This window comes from Peribacillus sp. NPDC058075, from assembly GCF_042885195.1.
Taxonomy (GTDB): Bacteria; Bacillota; Bacilli; order Bacillales; family DSM-1321; genus Peribacillus.
On the sequence record NZ_JBHVSL010000003.1, the window covers coordinates 175,526 to 193,214 of the forward strand.

The 17,689-nt window shown below is 40.2% G+C and carries 21 protein-coding genes; 12 read left to right on the top strand and 9 right to left on the bottom strand.

Features of this window, described 5'->3' with window-relative positions:
- Positions 1 to 13: 13 nt before the first annotated feature.
- Positions 14 to 403 carry a YtxH domain-containing protein gene (locus tag ACFVS1_RS21585; protein ID WP_352925036.1) on the bottom strand — a complete coding sequence of 130 codons (390 nt, stop codon included), beginning with the start codon at positions 401 to 403 and terminating at the stop codon, positions 14 to 16.
- Between the two features lie 221 nt (positions 404 to 624).
- Between ACFVS1_RS21585 and ACFVS1_RS21590 the strand changes: the two genes are divergently transcribed.
- From ACFVS1_RS21590 to ACFVS1_RS21605, 4 genes are all read left to right on the top strand, one after another.
- A complete protein-coding gene (locus ACFVS1_RS21590; protein ID WP_034305672.1) occupies positions 625 to 849 on the top strand; it encodes a DUF1128 domain-containing protein in 225 nt (74 codons plus the stop codon).
- A 97-nt stretch (positions 850 to 946) separates the two neighbouring features.
- On the top strand, positions 947 to 2,212 hold the full coding sequence (locus ACFVS1_RS21595; RefSeq protein WP_387550357.1) for a molybdopterin molybdotransferase MoeA: 1,266 nt from the start codon (positions 947 to 949) through the stop codon (positions 2,210 to 2,212).
- Complete coding sequence (gene mobB, locus ACFVS1_RS21600) at positions 2,200 to 2,715, top strand: molybdopterin-guanine dinucleotide biosynthesis protein B (RefSeq protein ID WP_352925039.1); 516 nt, start codon at positions 2,200 to 2,202, stop codon at positions 2,713 to 2,715. Before ACFVS1_RS21595 ends, mobB begins: the two co-directional genes overlap by 13 nt.
- 11 nt (positions 2,716 to 2,726) lie before the next feature.
- Entirely contained in the window at positions 2,727 to 2,969 is a 243-nt protein-coding gene (locus tag ACFVS1_RS21605) for a DUF2164 domain-containing protein (protein WP_352925040.1), read from the top strand.
- A gap of 41 nt (positions 2,970 to 3,010) precedes the next feature.
- Here the strand turns inward: ACFVS1_RS21605 and map are convergent, their stop codons facing one another.
- The 5 genes from map to motA all read right to left on the bottom strand — a co-directional run bounded on the left by map (position 3,011) and on the right by motA (position 6,363).
- Complete coding sequence (map, locus tag ACFVS1_RS21610; RefSeq protein ID WP_101224883.1) at positions 3,011 to 3,757, bottom strand: type I methionyl aminopeptidase; 747 nt, start codon at positions 3,755 to 3,757, stop codon at positions 3,011 to 3,013.
- A 105-nt stretch (positions 3,758 to 3,862) separates the two neighbouring features.
- Positions 3,863 to 4,378, bottom strand: a complete 516-nt coding sequence (locus ACFVS1_RS21615; RefSeq protein ID WP_350301150.1) for a type 1 glutamine amidotransferase domain-containing protein — start codon at positions 4,376 to 4,378, stop codon at positions 3,863 to 3,865.
- A gap of 125 nt (positions 4,379 to 4,503) precedes the next feature.
- The gene (locus ACFVS1_RS21620) at positions 4,504 to 4,779 is read right to left on the bottom strand and encodes a late competence development ComFB family protein (protein ID WP_230177842.1); all 276 of its coding nucleotides are present in this window, start codon (positions 4,777 to 4,779) and stop codon (positions 4,504 to 4,506) included.
- Positions 4,780 to 4,823: 44 nt separating this feature from the next.
- Positions 4,824 to 5,579, bottom strand: coding sequence for a flagellar motor protein MotB (motB, locus tag ACFVS1_RS21625; RefSeq protein ID WP_241590007.1), 756 nt, complete (start codon positions 5,577 to 5,579; stop codon positions 4,824 to 4,826).
- Entirely contained in the window at positions 5,572 to 6,363 is a 792-nt protein-coding gene (gene motA, locus ACFVS1_RS21630; protein ID WP_101224885.1) for a flagellar motor stator protein MotA, read from the bottom strand. The genes motB and motA overlap by 8 nt, the downstream gene beginning before the upstream one ends.
- A 251-nt stretch (positions 6,364 to 6,614) precedes the next feature.
- Here motA and ACFVS1_RS21635 point away from each other — a divergent pair, with 251 nt between their 5' ends.
- A complete protein-coding gene (locus tag ACFVS1_RS21635) occupies positions 6,615 to 6,836 on the top strand; it encodes a hypothetical protein (RefSeq protein WP_387550362.1) in 222 nt (73 codons plus the stop codon).
- A 20-nt stretch (positions 6,837 to 6,856) separates the two neighbouring features.
- Here ACFVS1_RS21635 and ACFVS1_RS21640 read toward each other — a convergent pair whose 3' ends face one another.
- The gene (locus ACFVS1_RS21640; protein WP_387550364.1) at positions 6,857 to 7,954 is read right to left on the bottom strand and encodes an AbrB family transcriptional regulator; all 1,098 of its coding nucleotides are present in this window, start codon (positions 7,952 to 7,954) and stop codon (positions 6,857 to 6,859) included.
- Positions 7,955 to 8,249: 295 nt separating this feature from the next.
- On the opposite strand from ACFVS1_RS21640, the gene mreBH reads away from it, so the two are divergent.
- Complete coding sequence (gene mreBH, locus ACFVS1_RS21645) at positions 8,250 to 9,257, top strand: rod-share determining protein MreBH (protein WP_352925044.1); 1,008 nt, start codon at positions 8,250 to 8,252, stop codon at positions 9,255 to 9,257.
- A gap of 842 nt (positions 9,258 to 10,099) precedes the next feature.
- On the opposite strand, the gene ACFVS1_RS21650 is transcribed toward mreBH, so the two are convergent.
- A complete protein-coding gene (locus tag ACFVS1_RS21650) occupies positions 10,100 to 10,300 on the bottom strand; it encodes a hypothetical protein (protein WP_387550366.1) in 201 nt (66 codons plus the stop codon).
- An 818-nt stretch (positions 10,301 to 11,118) separates the two neighbouring features.
- Here ACFVS1_RS21650 and ACFVS1_RS21655 point away from each other — a divergent pair.
- The 6 genes from ACFVS1_RS21655 (at position 11,119) to ACFVS1_RS21680 (ending at position 16,087) form a co-directional block, all read left to right on the top strand.
- Positions 11,119 to 11,691 (top strand): VanZ family protein, encoded by a 573-nt coding sequence (locus tag ACFVS1_RS21655; protein WP_387550368.1) that lies wholly within the window; start codon positions 11,119 to 11,121, stop codon positions 11,689 to 11,691.
- A gap of 506 nt (positions 11,692 to 12,197) precedes the next feature.
- Positions 12,198 to 12,761 (top strand): tyrosine-type recombinase/integrase, encoded by a 564-nt coding sequence (locus ACFVS1_RS21660; protein ID WP_352925048.1) that lies wholly within the window; start codon positions 12,198 to 12,200, stop codon positions 12,759 to 12,761.
- 52 nt (positions 12,762 to 12,813) lie between these two features.
- Positions 12,814 to 13,311: a cation:proton antiporter regulatory subunit gene (locus ACFVS1_RS21665; RefSeq protein WP_137017835.1), complete on the top strand. Its 498-nt coding sequence runs from the start codon at positions 12,814 to 12,816 to the stop codon at positions 13,309 to 13,311.
- Positions 13,312 to 13,317: 6 nt separating this feature from the next.
- Complete coding sequence (locus ACFVS1_RS21670) at positions 13,318 to 14,544, top strand: cation:proton antiporter (protein WP_352925049.1); 1,227 nt, start codon at positions 13,318 to 13,320, stop codon at positions 14,542 to 14,544.
- A 110-nt stretch (positions 14,545 to 14,654) separates the two neighbouring features.
- Complete coding sequence (locus ACFVS1_RS21675; protein WP_352925050.1) at positions 14,655 to 15,098, top strand: hypothetical protein; 444 nt, start codon at positions 14,655 to 14,657, stop codon at positions 15,096 to 15,098.
- A 122-nt stretch (positions 15,099 to 15,220) separates the two neighbouring features.
- A complete protein-coding gene (locus ACFVS1_RS21680; protein WP_352925051.1) occupies positions 15,221 to 16,087 on the top strand; it encodes a YihY/virulence factor BrkB family protein in 867 nt (288 codons plus the stop codon).
- Between the two features lie 62 nt (positions 16,088 to 16,149).
- Here ACFVS1_RS21680 and ACFVS1_RS21685 read toward each other — a convergent pair whose 3' ends face one another.
- Positions 16,150 to 17,316, bottom strand: a complete 1,167-nt coding sequence (locus ACFVS1_RS21685) for a DHH family phosphoesterase (RefSeq protein WP_352925052.1) — start codon at positions 17,314 to 17,316, stop codon at positions 16,150 to 16,152.
- Positions 17,317 to 17,689: the final 373 nt, after the last annotated feature.

Here is a 17,689-nt window from a genome sequence, read left to right on the forward strand (position 1 = left end):
TCCACCCCATTTTCTAATTTAAGGACCGTTCATGGTGACTTGAAGATGACTCATCTTGCTCTGCAGCAAAAACTTCCTTTGTCTCCATCACCACTTGGGCAACTTGCGATGGAATATCTTTCATTTCCTCCACCTTTTGGGAAATGAAGGATACATCATCGGAAATTTTTTCAACAGTGGAACGGACCTTGGATGATGTTTCACGTACTTGTGTAAGCACCCCATTGGGATTCTTCACGAATTCCTTCATATTACTCATACAGCTTTTACTGTTTTCCAATACAGAATAACGCGTATCCTTGTCAAATAGGCTTATCGCAGCCCCTGCTAACGCCCCAATAAAGACCGCTTGCATAAATTTACTTTTCTTGTCACACTTATATTCTTCTCGAATGTTGCTCATATATTCTCCTCCTCGTCATATATTGGTTGATGGATATTGGTAGCTATCTCCATTATACAATGTTTAAAAAAGTTTTTTCCTATCTTTTCCCAAACTCCCTCCGTTTAAAACGTGAAGATGACCAAGTATATTGGGGATCAAGCTTCGTAATATTCATTGACTTCCAGCGGTAATCATGCAAAGATGAAAATAATTTAGGAATGTATGAAAGGATGAAGGAAATGGATTTAACGCAAAACACAGCCGAAAGTGTCGAGTTTATGATCGAAGCAATCAAGGATAAATTAAAAGTGATGAACTTCGGTGCAATCAAATCAACCCATTTTGATATCGAAATGTATGAAGAGCTGCACGATATTTATACAATGGTGATGAAAAAAACGAATTTCAGTGTCCGTGAAATGGAAGCGATCGCCGAAGAACTTGGAAGACTGCGTAATAAGTAACATTCAAATCCTCCCATACCGGTGAGGATTTTTTTCATTTATAAAATAATTCTGATACATTTGATATAGAAATTGAAACCCGACAGGAGTTGTAAGCATGGTAGAAAGAAGAACACCCATAAGTATTGCAGAAGCAGTGGAAAAAGTGATGAAGCATAAATTAATAGGACATGCGGAACTGATTCCCCTCGAGGAAAGCCAAGACCGGTTTTTGGCTCAAGATATTGTAGCTACAAATGATGTTCCGCATTTTAACCGCTCTCCATATGATGGGTTCGCCCTCAGGTCCAAGGATACGGCAGAGGGTTCCATAAATAACCCTCTTGAGTTCGAAGTGGTTGAAGAGCTTGCTGCGGGGATGGTATCGACTATCCCTGTACAAAAAAATCAAGTGGCGAGAATCATGACTGGAGCTCAGATGCCAGCTGAGTGTGATGCCGTAATCATGCTCGAGCTCACAAAGGAATTCGAAAAGGACGGAAAGAAGTACATATCATTTAAACGCTCACTTAGAGAAGGCGAAAATGTTTCTTTTCAAGGAGAGGATGCAAGGAAAGGCGATGTTCTTGTAAAAAAAGGAACAGCGATCAATCCTGGGATCATTGGCTTGCTGGCAACATTCGGATATGCCGAAGTCCCAGTTGCCAAGAAACCTGTCGTCGGATTATTCGCTACGGGTTCGGAACTCCTTGATGTTAACGAACCGTTGCAGCCTGGGAAAATCCGCAACAGCAATTCACATGCCATCTCCGCCCAAATTCGGAGGGCCGGAGGAGAAGTCCGCTTTTATGGAAAGCTTAAGGACGAATTCGAATTAAGCTACGAGGCCATTTCAACTGCCTTGGAGGAAGTTGATTTGCTCATTACAACTGGAGGGGTTTCTGTCGGAGATTTTGACCTTCTCCCGGATATTTATCAAAAAATGGGTGCTGAAGTCTTATTCAACAAAGTGGCAATGCGCCCCGGCAGCGTGACGACCGTAGCGGTATACAATAACAAATTTTTATTCGGTTTATCCGGCAATCCTTCCGCCAGTTATGTCGGCTTTGAACTATTTGCAAGACCAATCATCCGCACCATGCTGTTTTCGGAACTTCCGCATTTACGAAAAGAGACGGCCAAATTGGCAGAAGACTTCTTAAAACCGAATCCATTCTCACGTCTGCTTCGGACCCGATTATTTTACGAATCCGGCCAGTTGAAGGTAATTCCTAGCGGTGTAGATAAATCCAATATTACAACAAGCTTGGCAGGTGCCAATTCACTGACCGTTTTACCTGGAGGGACCCGTGGTTTCCAAACGGGAGATCTCGTGGACATCCTGCTCCTTGAAGACCAAGAAGGATGCAAATGGCCTTGGTGAAGCCTTTTATTTTTCAGGTGGTTGGCTACCAAAATAGAGGAAAAACGACCTTCATAACGAATATTATCGAAAAGCTTCGCAAAGCCAAATTGGAGACAGCCGTTTTAAAACATCATGGACATGGCGGAAAACCGGATGTCAACGGTATGAAGGATTCCAATAAACACTTTCAAGCTGGGGCCGCAGCTTCTCTTGTTGAAGGTGATGGAACAATCGAGCTGCTCGGCAATTTCAAGGGGAAAGCCCCTATAACTGAGCTGATTCAATTACTGTGTCTATTTCTCCCTGATGTGATTTTAATTGAGGGTTATAAGCAAGAGGACTTTCCTAAGGTCATTTTAATCAAGGAAGAAAGTGACCTGGTGTTATTGGAACGGCTTACTAATGTCAAAGCAGCGGTAGCTTGGCCCGCATGCCTGGAACGAACCAGGAATCATGCTTCTGTACCCGTCTTCCCTTTGGATTCGGATTCATTCATTAAATGGTTTTTAGAACAAATATGAAGGAGGGCACAATGTTCATTCAATTTCCCATAGAAAAACGCCGCAAGATGATCGAAAGTATCCAAGAATATGTATATCAGGAACATGGCAAGGAAATCGGAGAAATCGCTGCTGAGAATCACTTGCAGTTCATTTTCGAAAATATTGCTCCATATATTTATAATGAAGGTATCAAAGATGCTAAAAAAGTCATGGAGGACAGATTAGGAAATATCGAAGAAGATTTGTATTCATTGGAACGGCCAATTGATTAACATGAAAAAACAGCATCATAATCGATGCTGTTTTTTCATGTTCATTGTTCGGTCAGAATAAGCGGACCGTTTTTCGTAATGGCAATCGTATGCTCATATTGAGCCGAGTATTTCCCATCTGCAGTGGATGCCGTCCATCCATTCGGATCCCGGCTTGCTTTATATGTACCTACGTTTACCATTGGCTCGATGGTGAATACCATGCCTTCCTTAAGACGCGGACCTTTATTCGGAAGTCCATAATGCGGAACTTGCGGCTCTTCATGAATGACACTTCCTATCCCGTGGCCGATGAAATCACGAACGACAGAGAAGCCCTCCGCCTCGACATATGTTTGTATGGCATGACCAATATCTCCAATCCGATTGCCTTCCACACATACTTCAATCGCCTTATATAAAGATTCCTTCGTCACATGAACCAGATGCTCGGTTTCCTTTGAAACCTTACCGACCGTATACGTCCAAGCTGAATCGGCCAGGGCCCCGTTATAATTGACGACCATATCAATCGTTACGATATCTCCATTTTTCAAAGGGGTCTTCCGTGGGAAACCATGACAGATTTCTTCATTGATGCTGGCACATGTCGCATACTCATAACCTTTGTAACCCTTTTGTTCCGGCTTCGCACCATGTTTTTTTAAGAATCCTTCAACAAATTCTTCAATTTCCCATGTTGTCACCCCAGGAACAATCAACTTAGCAATCTCCCTATGACAAGCTGCCAAAATTTTACCCGATTCATGCATCGCTTGAATTTCACGTGCAGATTTTAATACGATCAATCGTGACACTTCCTTTTTATTTCGTCTCTCCTTTTATTTTACTGTAAAGATGGAAGTATATGAATCCTTTAAAAGAAAAATCCCGGCAGCTGCCGGGATTTTTCATTATTTCAATAGATTGAGCGATTCACGGTTAAATGCTGGAAGATCTTCAGGTGTCCTGCTGGTTACAAGCTGGTTGCCGCAAACCACGACCTCCTTGTCCAAATATGTGGCACCTGCATACTCCATATCGACTTTAATGGATGTATATCCTGTTGCGTGGCGACCTTCAAGTGTTTTGGCTGTAATCAGCAATTGCGGTCCATGACAGATCGCAAATACAGGCTTTTTATCATCCATGAACGATTTGGCGAAAGATACGAAGCGTTCGTCAGCACGCAGCTGATCAGGCGAGAACCCACCGGGGATGAATAATGCATCGAAATTTTCCGGTTTCACTGAGTCGATGCTTTCATCAATCTCGACTTCTACCTCCCCCTGCTTCCCTTTAACAGTTTTCCCTTTTATCATTTCAATCGTCGTTACCGTATGGCCGGCTTCTTCAAATGCCCTTGCCGGTTCACTATACTCCGAGTCCTCAAACATATTCGTTACTACACATGCGATATTTTTACCCATAATCATTCATCTCCTCAATTTTTGATCGAATGAAACTACTTGCACTTTATTTATGTTCCCTCTGCCACCATAAATAAAACACATAATTAACGTTAGTGCTTTATTTAGCCTACTCCCAAAGCAAATCAATGTTTAGGATACTGGCCAACAACGTGTATCGCATTGATGATTCTTTTATTGATCCATTTCCTGTTTTCTTCTGTATTCAAATTTCCAAATATCCGTTTCCGCCCTTCTTCCGTGGTTACATAGTAATTAGGCAGGTTATTCAATGATAATGTAATGATGTCATTTTTACATTTACCGCATGAACAAAATGTTTGGTATTCCATACCTGACATTAAAACCTGCACCCAAGTCACGACAATTTCTTCCATCACATTTGTATATTCTCTTTCCATATATTCTCCTTAAAAAGAAAAACCCGTCCATTCCTGACAGGTTTTCACTCATTTATTGCTGTCCGTGGAACAATCAGGATTTCAACTCTCCGGTTTTTCGCCCTTCCTTTTTTCGTTTCATTGGAAGCAACCGGCTTGAATTCCCCATGTCCTTTAGCGCTGAACATTTCAGGATCCAACTCTTTATTTTCGAGGAGAAGTTTCATAAAATTCACAGATCGCATCACGCTCAGATCCCAGTTGGATTCATACTGGTGATTCTTTATAGGAATATTATCGGTATGTCCGCTTACGATAATGTTTCTGGGTAAATCCATCACCAGCAAATCCGAGATTTCCTTGGCGATTTTTCGATTTTCACTTCTCACCTCAGCCACACCCGATTCGAACAGCACGTTTTCCCTAATTGAAATCAACATGCCTTCATCCGTAAGGTTCGTTCCCAATTTATCCGTTAAATCATTCTTTTGGATGTAGGCATTTACCCGCTCCTGAACTTCCGTAAGTTCTTCTTGCTCGTTTTTCCCTAGCTTCTCAAGATCTTCCGCACCTGTTCTTTGTTCTGGTGACGTTGGCTCATTGCTGGGGGAATCACTTGGAAACTCCATAAAACCCGTTCCGCTTGTAAAAACCTGGTTAAATACATTGGACAACTGCTGGAACCTTACTGCATCAACCGAACTTGAAGCGAACAAGACGATAAAAAGCGCGAGAAGCAATGTTAAGATATCGGCGTAGGGAACCAGCCATGATTCATCGATATGCTCTTCATGCCTTTGTTTCTTTTTGCGCCTAGCCATCTTCTCTCACATCGCCTTCTAACCACTTTTTACGATCTCCAGCAGGCAAATATGATGTTAATTTCTGTTCAATCGTTCGCGGCGCTTCCCCTTCGATGATCGATAAAATACCTTCTATCATCATTTCTTTGATTCGAACTTCCTGCTGCGACTTCCGTTTTAGCTTATTGGCAAATGGATGCCATAACACATACCCCGTGTAAATCCCCATCAAGGTTGCGACGAACGCGGCAGATATGGCATGTCCCAAAGCCTCCGTATCGGCCATATTCCCCAATGCAGCAATCAACCCGATTACCGCACCCAATACACCCAGCGTCGGTGCATATGTACCGGCTTGACTGAAAATCGCTGCCGCGCTTAGATGACGTTCTTCCATCGCATCTATTTCCTCTGCTAAAATATCACGAATATAATCGGCACTCTGACCTTCGACTGCAAGATTCAAGCCATTTTTCAAAAAAGTATTATCCACTTGATCAGATATGCTTTCCAATGCCAATAAGCCTTCTTTCCTGGCAATGACCGCCCATTCAGAAAAGGTTTTTATTAAATCTTCAGGCTTTGTCAATTTTTGTTCAAAGAATAAAATCTTGAATATTTTTGGTAGTCTTTTTAATTCCGACAAAGGGAAAGCCGTTACGACAGCAGCTATCGTCCCTACAATAATGATCAAAATAGCCGCGGGGTTAATCAGCGCCGTTACACTAACGCCTTTCAACACCATTCCGACCAAGATGGCCACGATACCCAGAACTACGCCCAAAACTGATGTTATATCCATAATACTCACCCATTCATTTAAAGTCTCGTCTCCTCCTTATATCGGATGAAGTTCAAAAAAAGTGAGGATTATTTTACTATTCGAATTCAATTTTCACTAAATCATCACAAAATCTTCCAACTTTATTGCCTAGATGAGCTTAATCAACAGTACATTTCACAGGTTTGGGTACAATCTTCTTTCGAGAATGGAATTACCAGCCTATTCTGTACGAAATTATCTCAATACGTCTGGAATAGGAGCATTTACTCGTGAGTTTCAGCATTTTACTCGTGAATTTCGCACTTTTACTCGTGAGTTTTCCGCTTTTACTCGTGAGTTTCGCGCTTTTACTCGTGATTTGGCGGTTTACTCGTGAGTTTCGCACTTTTACTCGTGAGTTTCAGCACTTTACTCGTGAGTTTCGCACTTTTACTCGTGAGTTTCAGCACTTTACTCGTGAATTCTGCATTTTACGCATGAATTCCGCTTAACGCCAAAAGGACAAAGCCTGTCAGCTTTGTCCCTGTTTTTGTTTCCCGTGGTTTCTTCCGGCCAGCCATTTTATGATGGGTGACAAAAAAAATAAAATGAATAAGATCCTGAATAAATGAAAGCTTGTGACAACGGATAAATCCACATGCACAGACATGGCTGTGACTGCCATTTCGGCGACGCCGCCTGGCGCCATGCTCAAAAATAATTCGTTCGCCTGTAAAGATAGGATTGGGGCAAACTGAATGGAAAGATAATAGCAAAATCCAATCAATAGGACATTACTGACGAATACGGCGCCAAACATCTTTCTGAAAAGTCGGGGGTTATCAACCTTCAATGTGTAGCCTAAATGTGCGCCGATCAACAATTGCGACAGGTTCAACCAAAAGTCAGGAATCTGCGGGGCACCTGGGCCCGCTAAATTGAATAGTGCTGCGGCCATGAGAGGTCCTAGCAAAAAGGGCAGCGGAAAATTCGCTTTCTTTGTGATGAAGATGAATATCAACAATGTTACCAACATCATGAGTGCTAATTTCCCATCATATTCAAATAAGAAAAACGGCCGCTCCGATACGGCCATTACCGCCCCTGATTCAACTGACATTACATGGGTCACAATCCAAGGAACAATGGATATCACCAGGATGACCCGAAGTGTTTGCATGAAACCTACAACCGTTTCATCACTATCCTTCATCTCCTCACTTAAGACCACCATCTGGGAAAGGCCTCCCGGAAAACTGCCAAGCATCGATGTGCCCAAGGATAAGTTCATTCGCTTTCCGACAAACCACCCAGTCAACACTGTAAATGAAATGATTGCAATTGTCGTAAAAAGCATAACAGGCAGATATTCAATCATCTCATTTAGAGATTGTTTCGTGAATGAACTGCCCAGTTGTAAACCTAGAATGACCAATCCAGTACTTCTAAAGGTTTTAGACCAATACAAGTACTTCCTTAATTTCACTTTAGCAATCATCACGACGAATAATGGTCCAAGCATCCATGGCAGGTATATTCCAAGGCTATCAAACGCATAACCACCCAGGAAAGCTAGAAAAGCAGTAAAGATGACTCTAAAACTCTTACTCTCGAGTAAATTTACACTCACAAATATTACCTTCTTTATTTAAGCGGATTTTCCTCTTTATCTTAACATAAAATAGGCGTATTCAAAGCTGCATCCACGCTGGTTTTCACCATTCCAGTGTCAGGATGTCCATTGGACATTTGCCGTTTTTGGCGCGCCTCTCTCACCAGTGCATTTTTATATTTCATCATATTTTCGCTCTATGAAAGGAACAACCCGGCACTTCCACTATTTACTAGATTTCCCACCCCCACAAATTCGCTATAAAAGGTAGAATGAGTATATAGGGGTCAAACTCTTATGGAGGGGTGACTAGATGTTATCAAATACAGAAATAGGCATTGACTTAGGAACTGCAAATACGCTAGTTTATAGTAAAAATAAAGGAATCGTATTTAATGAGCCATCTGTGGTGGCCATTGATATAGAGACTAATAAAGTATTGGCAGTCGGTGTGGATGCAAAAAACATGATCGGGAAAACACCTGGAAATATTGTGGCAATACGTCCGCTTAAGGATGGTGTCATTGCGGATTTTAATGTGACCGCACAAATGCTTCGGGAAATCATGAAAAAAGCAAGTAAGGCCCTAGGATTATCGATTCGCAAACCTAGTGTAGTGGTTTGTACACCATCAGGTTCCACATCAGTTGAGAGAAGGGCCATTCAGGATGCAGTCAAAAGCTGCGGAGCGAAACAGGTCCACCTTATCGAGGAACCAGTAGCAGCAGCAATAGGTGCAGGCTTGCCTGTCGAAGAGCCCGTTGCCAATGTCATCGTTGATATCGGCGGCGGAACGACTGAGGTCGCAATCATTTCTTATGGCGGCGTCGTTTCCTGCAATTCTATCAGAATTGGCGGAGATCAATTGGATGAAGATATCAGCCAATATGTCAGAAAAAAACATAATGTGCTGATTGGGGAAAGAACAGCCGAGGAAATAAAAAAAGAAATCGGCTACGCACTCGTTGAACATTCCGTGATTACCATGGAAGTCAGAGGCCGCGATCTTGTAACGGGTCTTCCAAAGCCAATTACAATATCATCCACTGACGTCCAGGAAGCCATCCAGGAATCGCTTCTTCATATACTGGAAGCAATCAGGGCCACTTTGGAAGATTGTCCTCCTGAATTGAGCGGGGATATCGTCGATCAAGGTGTCATCTTATCCGGCGGGGGTGCACTTCTCAACGGGGTACAGGAATGGCTGACGAATGAAATCGTCGTCCCTGTCCGACTTGCGGATAACCCGCTTGAATCAGTTGCCATCGGAACTGGACTTTCACTTGAGGTCATTCACAAATTACAAAAAGCCGTGTACTAAAAATAAATGGCTGTCTTTGAACTGCACCCCAATTGTTAGTCAACATTTAACAATTGGAGGTGCAGTTTTTTTCCTAAATATACGACAGACCAAAATTTAGAGTACTTAGAAGGAAAAAAACAAGAAAGACATGAGGTTTACCCCCACTGAAAAGATGGGTCGCTATCTAAAACATGAAATGGAAGGACTTGTTTCATCCATGCGAGCACCTTGGTTACGTAATTCTAAGGTGATACGCCTATCCCCATAGCGCCGTCCTCCAGCAACCTTTTTTGCGTATCCAATACAAAGAAAAAAGACCTCAACATTTAAGTTAAGACTCTTTCATGCATAAAGGTATATAGGATTCACCCTTATTTTATTATCAAGGAAAACTCCCATTTGTTAATCTTCCAATTTTTGAATTCTTAAGCCTTCAATATCCTTAATCCTAGAAGCTTCGGTATCATTTTCAGGATAAATAAGCATTGTTTTTCATGCGAAGAAGTTGCCAAACCAAAACTTTCCTTGTTTAAAAGATGACAAATCTTCAGGTTAATTTAACATTTCCCACTCATAAAGCGATTTTGTAATCAATCTTATAATAATTTTCTTTGCATTCTCGTCAGCGTGAAAATAATAAACATTTGCTGTTTGATCATCACCAAGAGTGGTACTAGCCCATGTTGACTCGCATCTCAATTCTATTAATGATGCTTTTAACTTATTTATTATTTCTTCTAACCCTCGTATCGAACCCATATCGTTTCTAACAACTAGATGAAATTCATCACACACATCAAAGCATCAATCACTAAAGGATTAATTCCTTGCACAGTTTCTTCATTTTCCTTTTGCGGCAATTATGCTTGCAATTGGAGTTCCATGACCATATAAATCTTTCGTATAATTTTTTTATTAATTACGTCATATTTAGCAACAATTTGTCCATTTAATGCAGGTTGCTGATTATTAATAACGCTTTCTAAAATTGCGACTTTTTTAGGCTTATCATAAATACTGATATTTGACACATAGCCCAGATTTCTAACACTCAACATCATTAAATTTCACCTTAATTTCTTTACTACTAAAATCGTATGCTGATAAATAACATAGTGATTATGTAAAAGATTGTTTTTTCATGGTTATACCTCACCTCGATAAACTTGATTTATCTGCGATACAACCACTTCCTTTAATACACCTGTTGTTCATTAACTTACAATCATTATTCACCATGAATTTTAAAATTAAATTAAATATCCAATCATCATTTCATTATTTTTTCACTTTATACTATTATTCTTTTCTAAAACAGAACATCTCAAAATTGGGACGTAAATTTTGGATATTTACGATACTATAGTCCTTGTTAACTAATAGGTAATATTTGGTCACATATAATGTATTATGTGTATGATCACTTATAATAGTAATGCCCTCTTTTGCTTTTGCAGAAACTAACGCTTATAGCTTTACAATGAATCTTCGTATAGTTGATGGAAGTATAAAAACGGTCAATATTTTAAATTAAATAAAGGAACTGCAAAATTAAGTGGTACACATTATCAATATAGCTCTGACCCTAGCCCTGTAGGTCCTAACCCCATAACTTATCAATTATGGAATAAGACCTCAGGTAACAGTTTTGGTACATTAAAAGCTACACCTAATAAAAATGGTACTTCTTCTAGTGTGTCAGGCAGCTATTCTGGTCTAGGTGGGGGTACTAAGTATTATTTGCAAATTTTTAGAGTTGATGACGGTAGAAATATAAAAGGTTCAGGAAAAATATCAAATTAAACAACTGGAAAGAGCTTATAATTCTTTATAAGTTCTTTCTTTATTAATATAATATTTTACGATAGGAGTCTCTAAAATGGTTTATCATTTCAGCGGTTGGATTCTTTACAGTTTTATAATTTTATATATCATTTTGGCACTATTACTAAAATTAAGTTTCAAAAAAAGTTATACCTACCTTTTATTCTATACAATTATGTATGTTTATTTATGTAATGTTATAAACCTCACTCAATTTCCCATTTATGTAGATGATGATCAAAGAGAAGCATTTGGGGGGCAAAATGTTTGGAGAGAAATGAATTTAATCCCATTTAAATATGAATTTACTAAATTGAGCTTTTTTAATATTTTAATGACTGTCCCACTAGGCTTTGGATTACCCTTCTTATTTAAAGCCTCATTTAAGAAAATTTTAATAGCTGGTGTATTAACTGGAATAATTCTCGAATCAGGTCAACTACTAACAGCTTTATATGCAGGATATACTTTTAGATTTGTTGATATTGATGATGTAATTTTTAATATATCAGGGACATTATTAGGATACTTCATTTTATTTAAGTTATTTAAATTAACGTTTCATTTCCTTGTGAGAAAGTGGCATATAAAGTTTAATTCCATAGTTAAACATATCAATAATACATAATAACGATTTATCCTGTGAAAAACGCCATTTCAAATCGTTATCCGACTACACAGACACGGGTGTGAGAGCAACAGCCATTTTCGCAGTCAATCTCAAACGAACTTTCACGAAAATCAAAGCAAAAAAGTAACTAAATATGAAAGAAATAGATCACTTCCTGTTCATTATCGTACAGGAAGTGATCTATTTTTGTAAAAAAAACAATAACTCTATCATCAGCCTCGCTGAAAGCCGATGCGGCTCCCGTACCGCCTCTGGAAAGCATAGTGCCTCTCGTTACAACCACGCCCACATTGTACAAGCCATAAAAAAGTGTAGACAAACCCCTTTTTGCTTTTAAAAGAAACGGATATATTTTCACTTGATTGTGTAGAGAATAAGAAAAAGCTTTTTGGGTTTAACAGTACTTTGCTTTTTGGAGAAGCCTTAATAGGACTTAATGCATGCAATGTAACATAACTTGTGTTATAATGTAATTATGTTACATTGGTAAGAGGAGAAGATCTATGGAATATGTAGAAGCCTTTAAGGATATCAATCAAATCAGCAAAATAAAAACATACTTACGCTCTCACTCCAGTCGGGATTATTTATTGTTTGTACTCGGCATCAATACAGGTATGAAGATAAATGAAATGCTCGAAATCACCGTCTCCAGCGTTCTGGATGAAACGGGCAAAATCAAGGAGTTCTATGAGCAGCGGACGGAAAATGACGAAGTGAATCAAATTTATTTGAACCTGAAAGTCCGTACCGCCTTACAAGAATACCTTAAAGGCTCGAAGGTTATCGAAGGTCAATTTTTATTTCTTTCCCCTAAGACAAAAAAGCCGATCACACGTCAACAGGCGCACCGAATCATCCATGATGCTGTGGAAGGTGCAGGGCTGACAGGCAAATTCGGAGCAAGTTCGATGCGTAAAACTTTTGGCTACCATGCCTATAAACAAGGAGTGTCACTGGCATTGATACAGAAGCATTACCATCATTCCAGTCCATCAGAGACATTAAAATACATCGGCATATCAAAGGAGAAGAAATTCAATACGAATATTGACGTTAACTTATAAACATTTTGCCATCTTCTATTAACTCTAACCAACATTTTAAGGAGGAATTCCAGTGAGAATTAGAGAAAGTGAACTTCCTGGTATTGGCCAAAAATTCGAAATTATAACGAGAAATGATGAAAAGTTAGTAATCGTCATTCATGATGACGGCCGTCGGGAATTATACCATTTTGATAATGAACATGAGGACGTCATTTCGAGCATCACCCTTAACGATCAAGAGTCACGGCAAATGGCTTCCATCATAGGCGGCATGGTTTATAAACCTCAAGCACTTGAAACGATTGAAATGTCATTGGGTGACTTGGTGATTGAATGGTTCAAAGTCGAACCAGGTTCAAAGGCCATCAATCAAACGATCGGTTCGATTGATATCAGGAGCAATTATAACGTGACCGTCATCGCCCATTCTAAAAAAGGAAAAAAACAACTGAATAATCCTGGCCCTGACTCCATCATCGAAACAGGCGACACCCTTGTGATATCAGGTGAAAGAAAAGATATCCGCAACCTCACAAGAGAATTATTGACCGACGAAAGGAGTGACTAAGCTCATATGGACCATTTAGTCTTTGAAGTGGGAACTGCCCTACTTCTAGTGGCATTAGCTGCTCTCGTAGCAGGTAAATTCAAAATATCGAATGTTCCACTATTAATTATCATCGGGATGCTCGTTGGCCCCCATGCCCCGCACTTCGGATTAATTGACCTGCGTTTCATCGAAAGCGATGAAATCATAGCATTCCTCGGTCGGGTAGGTATTTTATTCCTTCTGTTTTACCTAGGGCTTGAGTTTTCCGTCAAAAAGCTTATGAAATCCGGGAAAAATATCGTGACAGGCGGAACCTATTACATTTTAATCAACGTGGGAATGGCCTTGCTGTACGGTTTCCTGCTCGGTCTTCCATTGAAAGAGGTTCTGATATTAACTGGGATCATCAGTTTTTCTTCAAGTGCCATAGTGGCAAAGGTGCTTGTGGACCTTAAAAGGACCGGTAACAATGAGACGGAGCTAATCCTTGGCATCATCATGTTTGAAGATATCTTCCTCGCTGTTTATTTATCAGTCGTATCCGGATTGGTATTAAGCTCTTCTGGTTCCGTTTGGGGAACATTACTTTCTACATTTATCGCGATTGGGTATATGCTGATATTTTTCGTTATCGCCCGGAAAGCATCTGGAGTCCTTAACAAATTATTCAATATATCCTCCGATGAGATTTTTATCATCGTCGTGTTCGCCTTACTATTCTTCATTGCCGGTTTCTCGGAAACGATTCATGTTGCGGAAGCCATCGGTGCATTACTGCTCGGCCTAGTCTTTTCTGAAACGGAACATAGCGACAGGATCGAGAAACTTGTCATTCCCTTTCGAGACTTCTTCGGGGCCATATTTTTCTTCAGCTTTGGCTTGAGTATCGATCCGACGACCCTTGGCGGAGCAGTCTGGATGGTTCTTGGAGCCGTCATCATCACCATAATCGGTAACTTTGCAGCTGGTATGATCGCCGGACGCAAATCCGGTTTATCGCACAGAGCTTCCGCAAACATCGGTTTAACGATCGTTTCACGCGGCGAATTCTCCATCATTTTAGCCAACTTAGGCATTGCAGGCGGTTTAATGCCTATACTAACCCCGTTTGCGGCACTTTATGTTTTAACCTTGGCGATTCTAGGGCCGATCCTTACCAAAGAATCCAAACACATCTATAATCTCCTAAATAAAGTATTTAAATGGACCCCTCTGAAGGTTCAAAAGGAACAAGGAAAAGAAGTGCAATAGAGAAAAAACGGCCAGAAAGCAATGTCTGGCCGTTTTTCTATTTACCTTTTATAATTTAATTCCATAATTTACCGGCTAATTATATACTTGTTATAAAGGGGGCATAAATCATGAATCTTTCTTTAAAAAGAGCCATTAGTTATTTAACATACCTAGTAGTAGTGTTGGGCGTATTATTCATTGGCTTGAAATATGAACAGCACCTATTTACAGTTAGTCGTGAAACATACGAGATTAAGGGATACTTGCTGTACGAATCTTCACTCCCAGTTTTCCTGGGCATGATATTTGCCATTCCCCGGCTTCTGCAAAACTTTTCAAAAAAAGGGCATTGGAAAGTGAATGGGCTAAGGTTGGGCATCCTTGGCTTGCCCTTTCTTTACCTATCCATCATTCCGATTTTATACTTTACTGAAGCATTTAAATTTGATTTGCCTCTCTCCAAATTTGTTTTTGGTTATTTCGGAGCAAATGGTTCAACCATGTTACTTTCGATCACTGGAGTAGTTGCAGGCTATATCCTTGTCACAAGTTTCTACAAGCTCGCGGATTAGAAATGAAAGGAAATTGATTTTTAGGAAGCGCCTTTCGATTTCTTTTCTTTTGAGGATTAACTTACAGTAACAGAGGGAAAAGAAGCAGATAACCTAAGTAACTATTCAGGAGTGATGCCCAGATGAATAAGTCGATAAAATTTTCAAAGAATCTGATTAAAGAAATAAAGGAAGATCGTGTAACCGGGCTGGCGGCTGAACAAGCTTATTACTATCTACTGGCACTATTCCCTTTGCTCATCTTACTGCTGTCCTTATTGCCTTATCTGAACATCGATATTCAGACAGCCCTTGACACGATAAAAACCTTCATGCCCGCGGCAACGATGGAAGTCATCGAGAAAAATATCATCAACATATTGTCTGAGCGGAACGGCGGCTTACTTACTTTTGGTTTCCTTGGCACCATATGGTCCGCTTCCAATGGAATGAATGCGTTCATCCATTCCATGAATATTGCCTATGATGTTGAAGAAACAAGGAATTTCATTAAAGCCCGTCTCATTTCCATTATATTGACATTAGGCCTGGTTGTAGCATTCATCGTCATGTTGGGTCTCCCTGTCTTCGGGAAAGTCATCATCGATTTAGTACAGCAAGTCATACCTATCCCTGAAGAAACGCAAATATTATTCAGCTTATTGCGGTGGGTTATCGCCGTTGTGGTCATCTCACTTGTCCTGGCCTTTTTATATCGCTTTGCACCGAATAAAAGTTTTCCCATTAAACATGTCATCCCTGGGGCAGTGACCGCAACTGTACTTTGGCTGGGAATATCACTTGGATTTTCATTCTATGTCAGTAACTTTGCCAACTATTCTTCCACTTACGGCAGTTTAGGAGGCGTCATCATCTTGATGCTATGGCTGTATTTGAGTGGTCTGATTTTTGTGATCGGCGGAGAAATCAATGCAATTCTTCATCGCCAAAACTCCATTCCAAAAAAACCGTCCCGCACGATCGTCCATCCTGTCCCTCTTAAAAGGTAAAATCATGAATTACGACAAAAGATAGAAAAGCGGCTGTCCCATTTGGACAGCCGCTTTCCTATTCATCCCTTGTTGACAAACTCTTCATATCTTTCATCATGGGCCAGCCATGCCGCGTATTTCCGCTTCATGTATTTTTCCGCTTCCGCAAATGTATCGAATGTTTTTTTCTGTTGTTTTCCGTTGATTTCAATAATCCATTGCTCTTCTTCATCTTCATAGATGAATATGTCCTGTTTGTCTCTCGTTGAATATAGGCAGCCCTCTGGGGATTCCTTTACATTCAGTTGATTCTTATGTGCGTCTCGTTTAAGGGGCTCGGCAAAGAAGGTCTTTTCGACATATTGGCTATATGCCTTTTCGGACATGGTACAACCTGCCGCTTTTTGGTGGCCGCCTCCATCGTACTTGCCAGCAACTTCAGAAACATCAATATCGTCGTGAATTGTCCGGAAGCTGATTCTTTTACTTCCAACCATCAGGATCGCTATATAATCAAGATGCGAAAACTCTTTCGACAGTTCATTACCCAATTCTGAGTGATATGACTCTGCATGGACCACACCAGCTGTATGGGGACCGACCGTAGCCTGATAGACTTCTCTTTTTTTCCTGTTTATGTACCGATCTACCCGACTCTCTTCAACATTCAGAAGGGTTTGCTCCACTTCGTCAAAAGTAAAACTTTCAGCAGTCGACAGCTTGTTTGCGATTTTCATTTCGAATTCCTCAATCGGAATCATGAAAAACAGGTCATTCAATCGTTTTGCCGTTGTATTTTTATTGACTTCCCATTCCCAAGTATCGTATTGTCGGACCAATTCAACGAATTCAGCGACAATGCTTGAAGGTTCCAGGTACTTATTTTCAACTGCATACTGATAGAATAATGATGTCGCTGCTGTCTGTTTACCATCTTCCTGTTCGACAGTTACAGATGCCCAATCATGTTCGTTCAAATGCAATGCTGACTTATGATGATCGATCAGCAGCGCTTTGCCTCCATCTTCCACAAACTGAGTAATCATTTTTTCGTTATCTTCATCAACCGATAAATCAGTAACGATCAATGTATCTTCAAGCTTTGCTTGCTCAAGAAATGCGCCTACGTTCTGATTAAGGCGACCAATTGAATTATAACTTACCACTACTTCTTCTCCGAAGGCCAACTTAGCTATAATGCCGCAGCCGACTCCATCTAAATCATTATGTGTAAAGAGATGGTACACACAAACCCCTCCTAGTAACTAATAAATTTACTTTTCCCTAAAGACATGAATTTCAATTGCAATCTTTACAATTGTAGCATAATCATATCCGCATATTTTATCATGCTTCCATTACGTGATGCTTTTGTTCGTTTTTTTTTTTTGAAATTCCCTAATGATTCTTTATTTTCCATGATTTATACCTAAAAACACATTACTTTGAAATCGAGGTATTTTCATTGAAGAGGTTGCTGTGAGAGTTGAAGATCAGCATTCACTAATCGATCAACTAGCTAGGAACTTTGAAGAATTTGCTTAATGGTTTAAGAAAGCTGCTCCAATGCAAATGAACCGGTACATCAAAAAAAGCCGCAGGGATATTATTCCCTGCGGC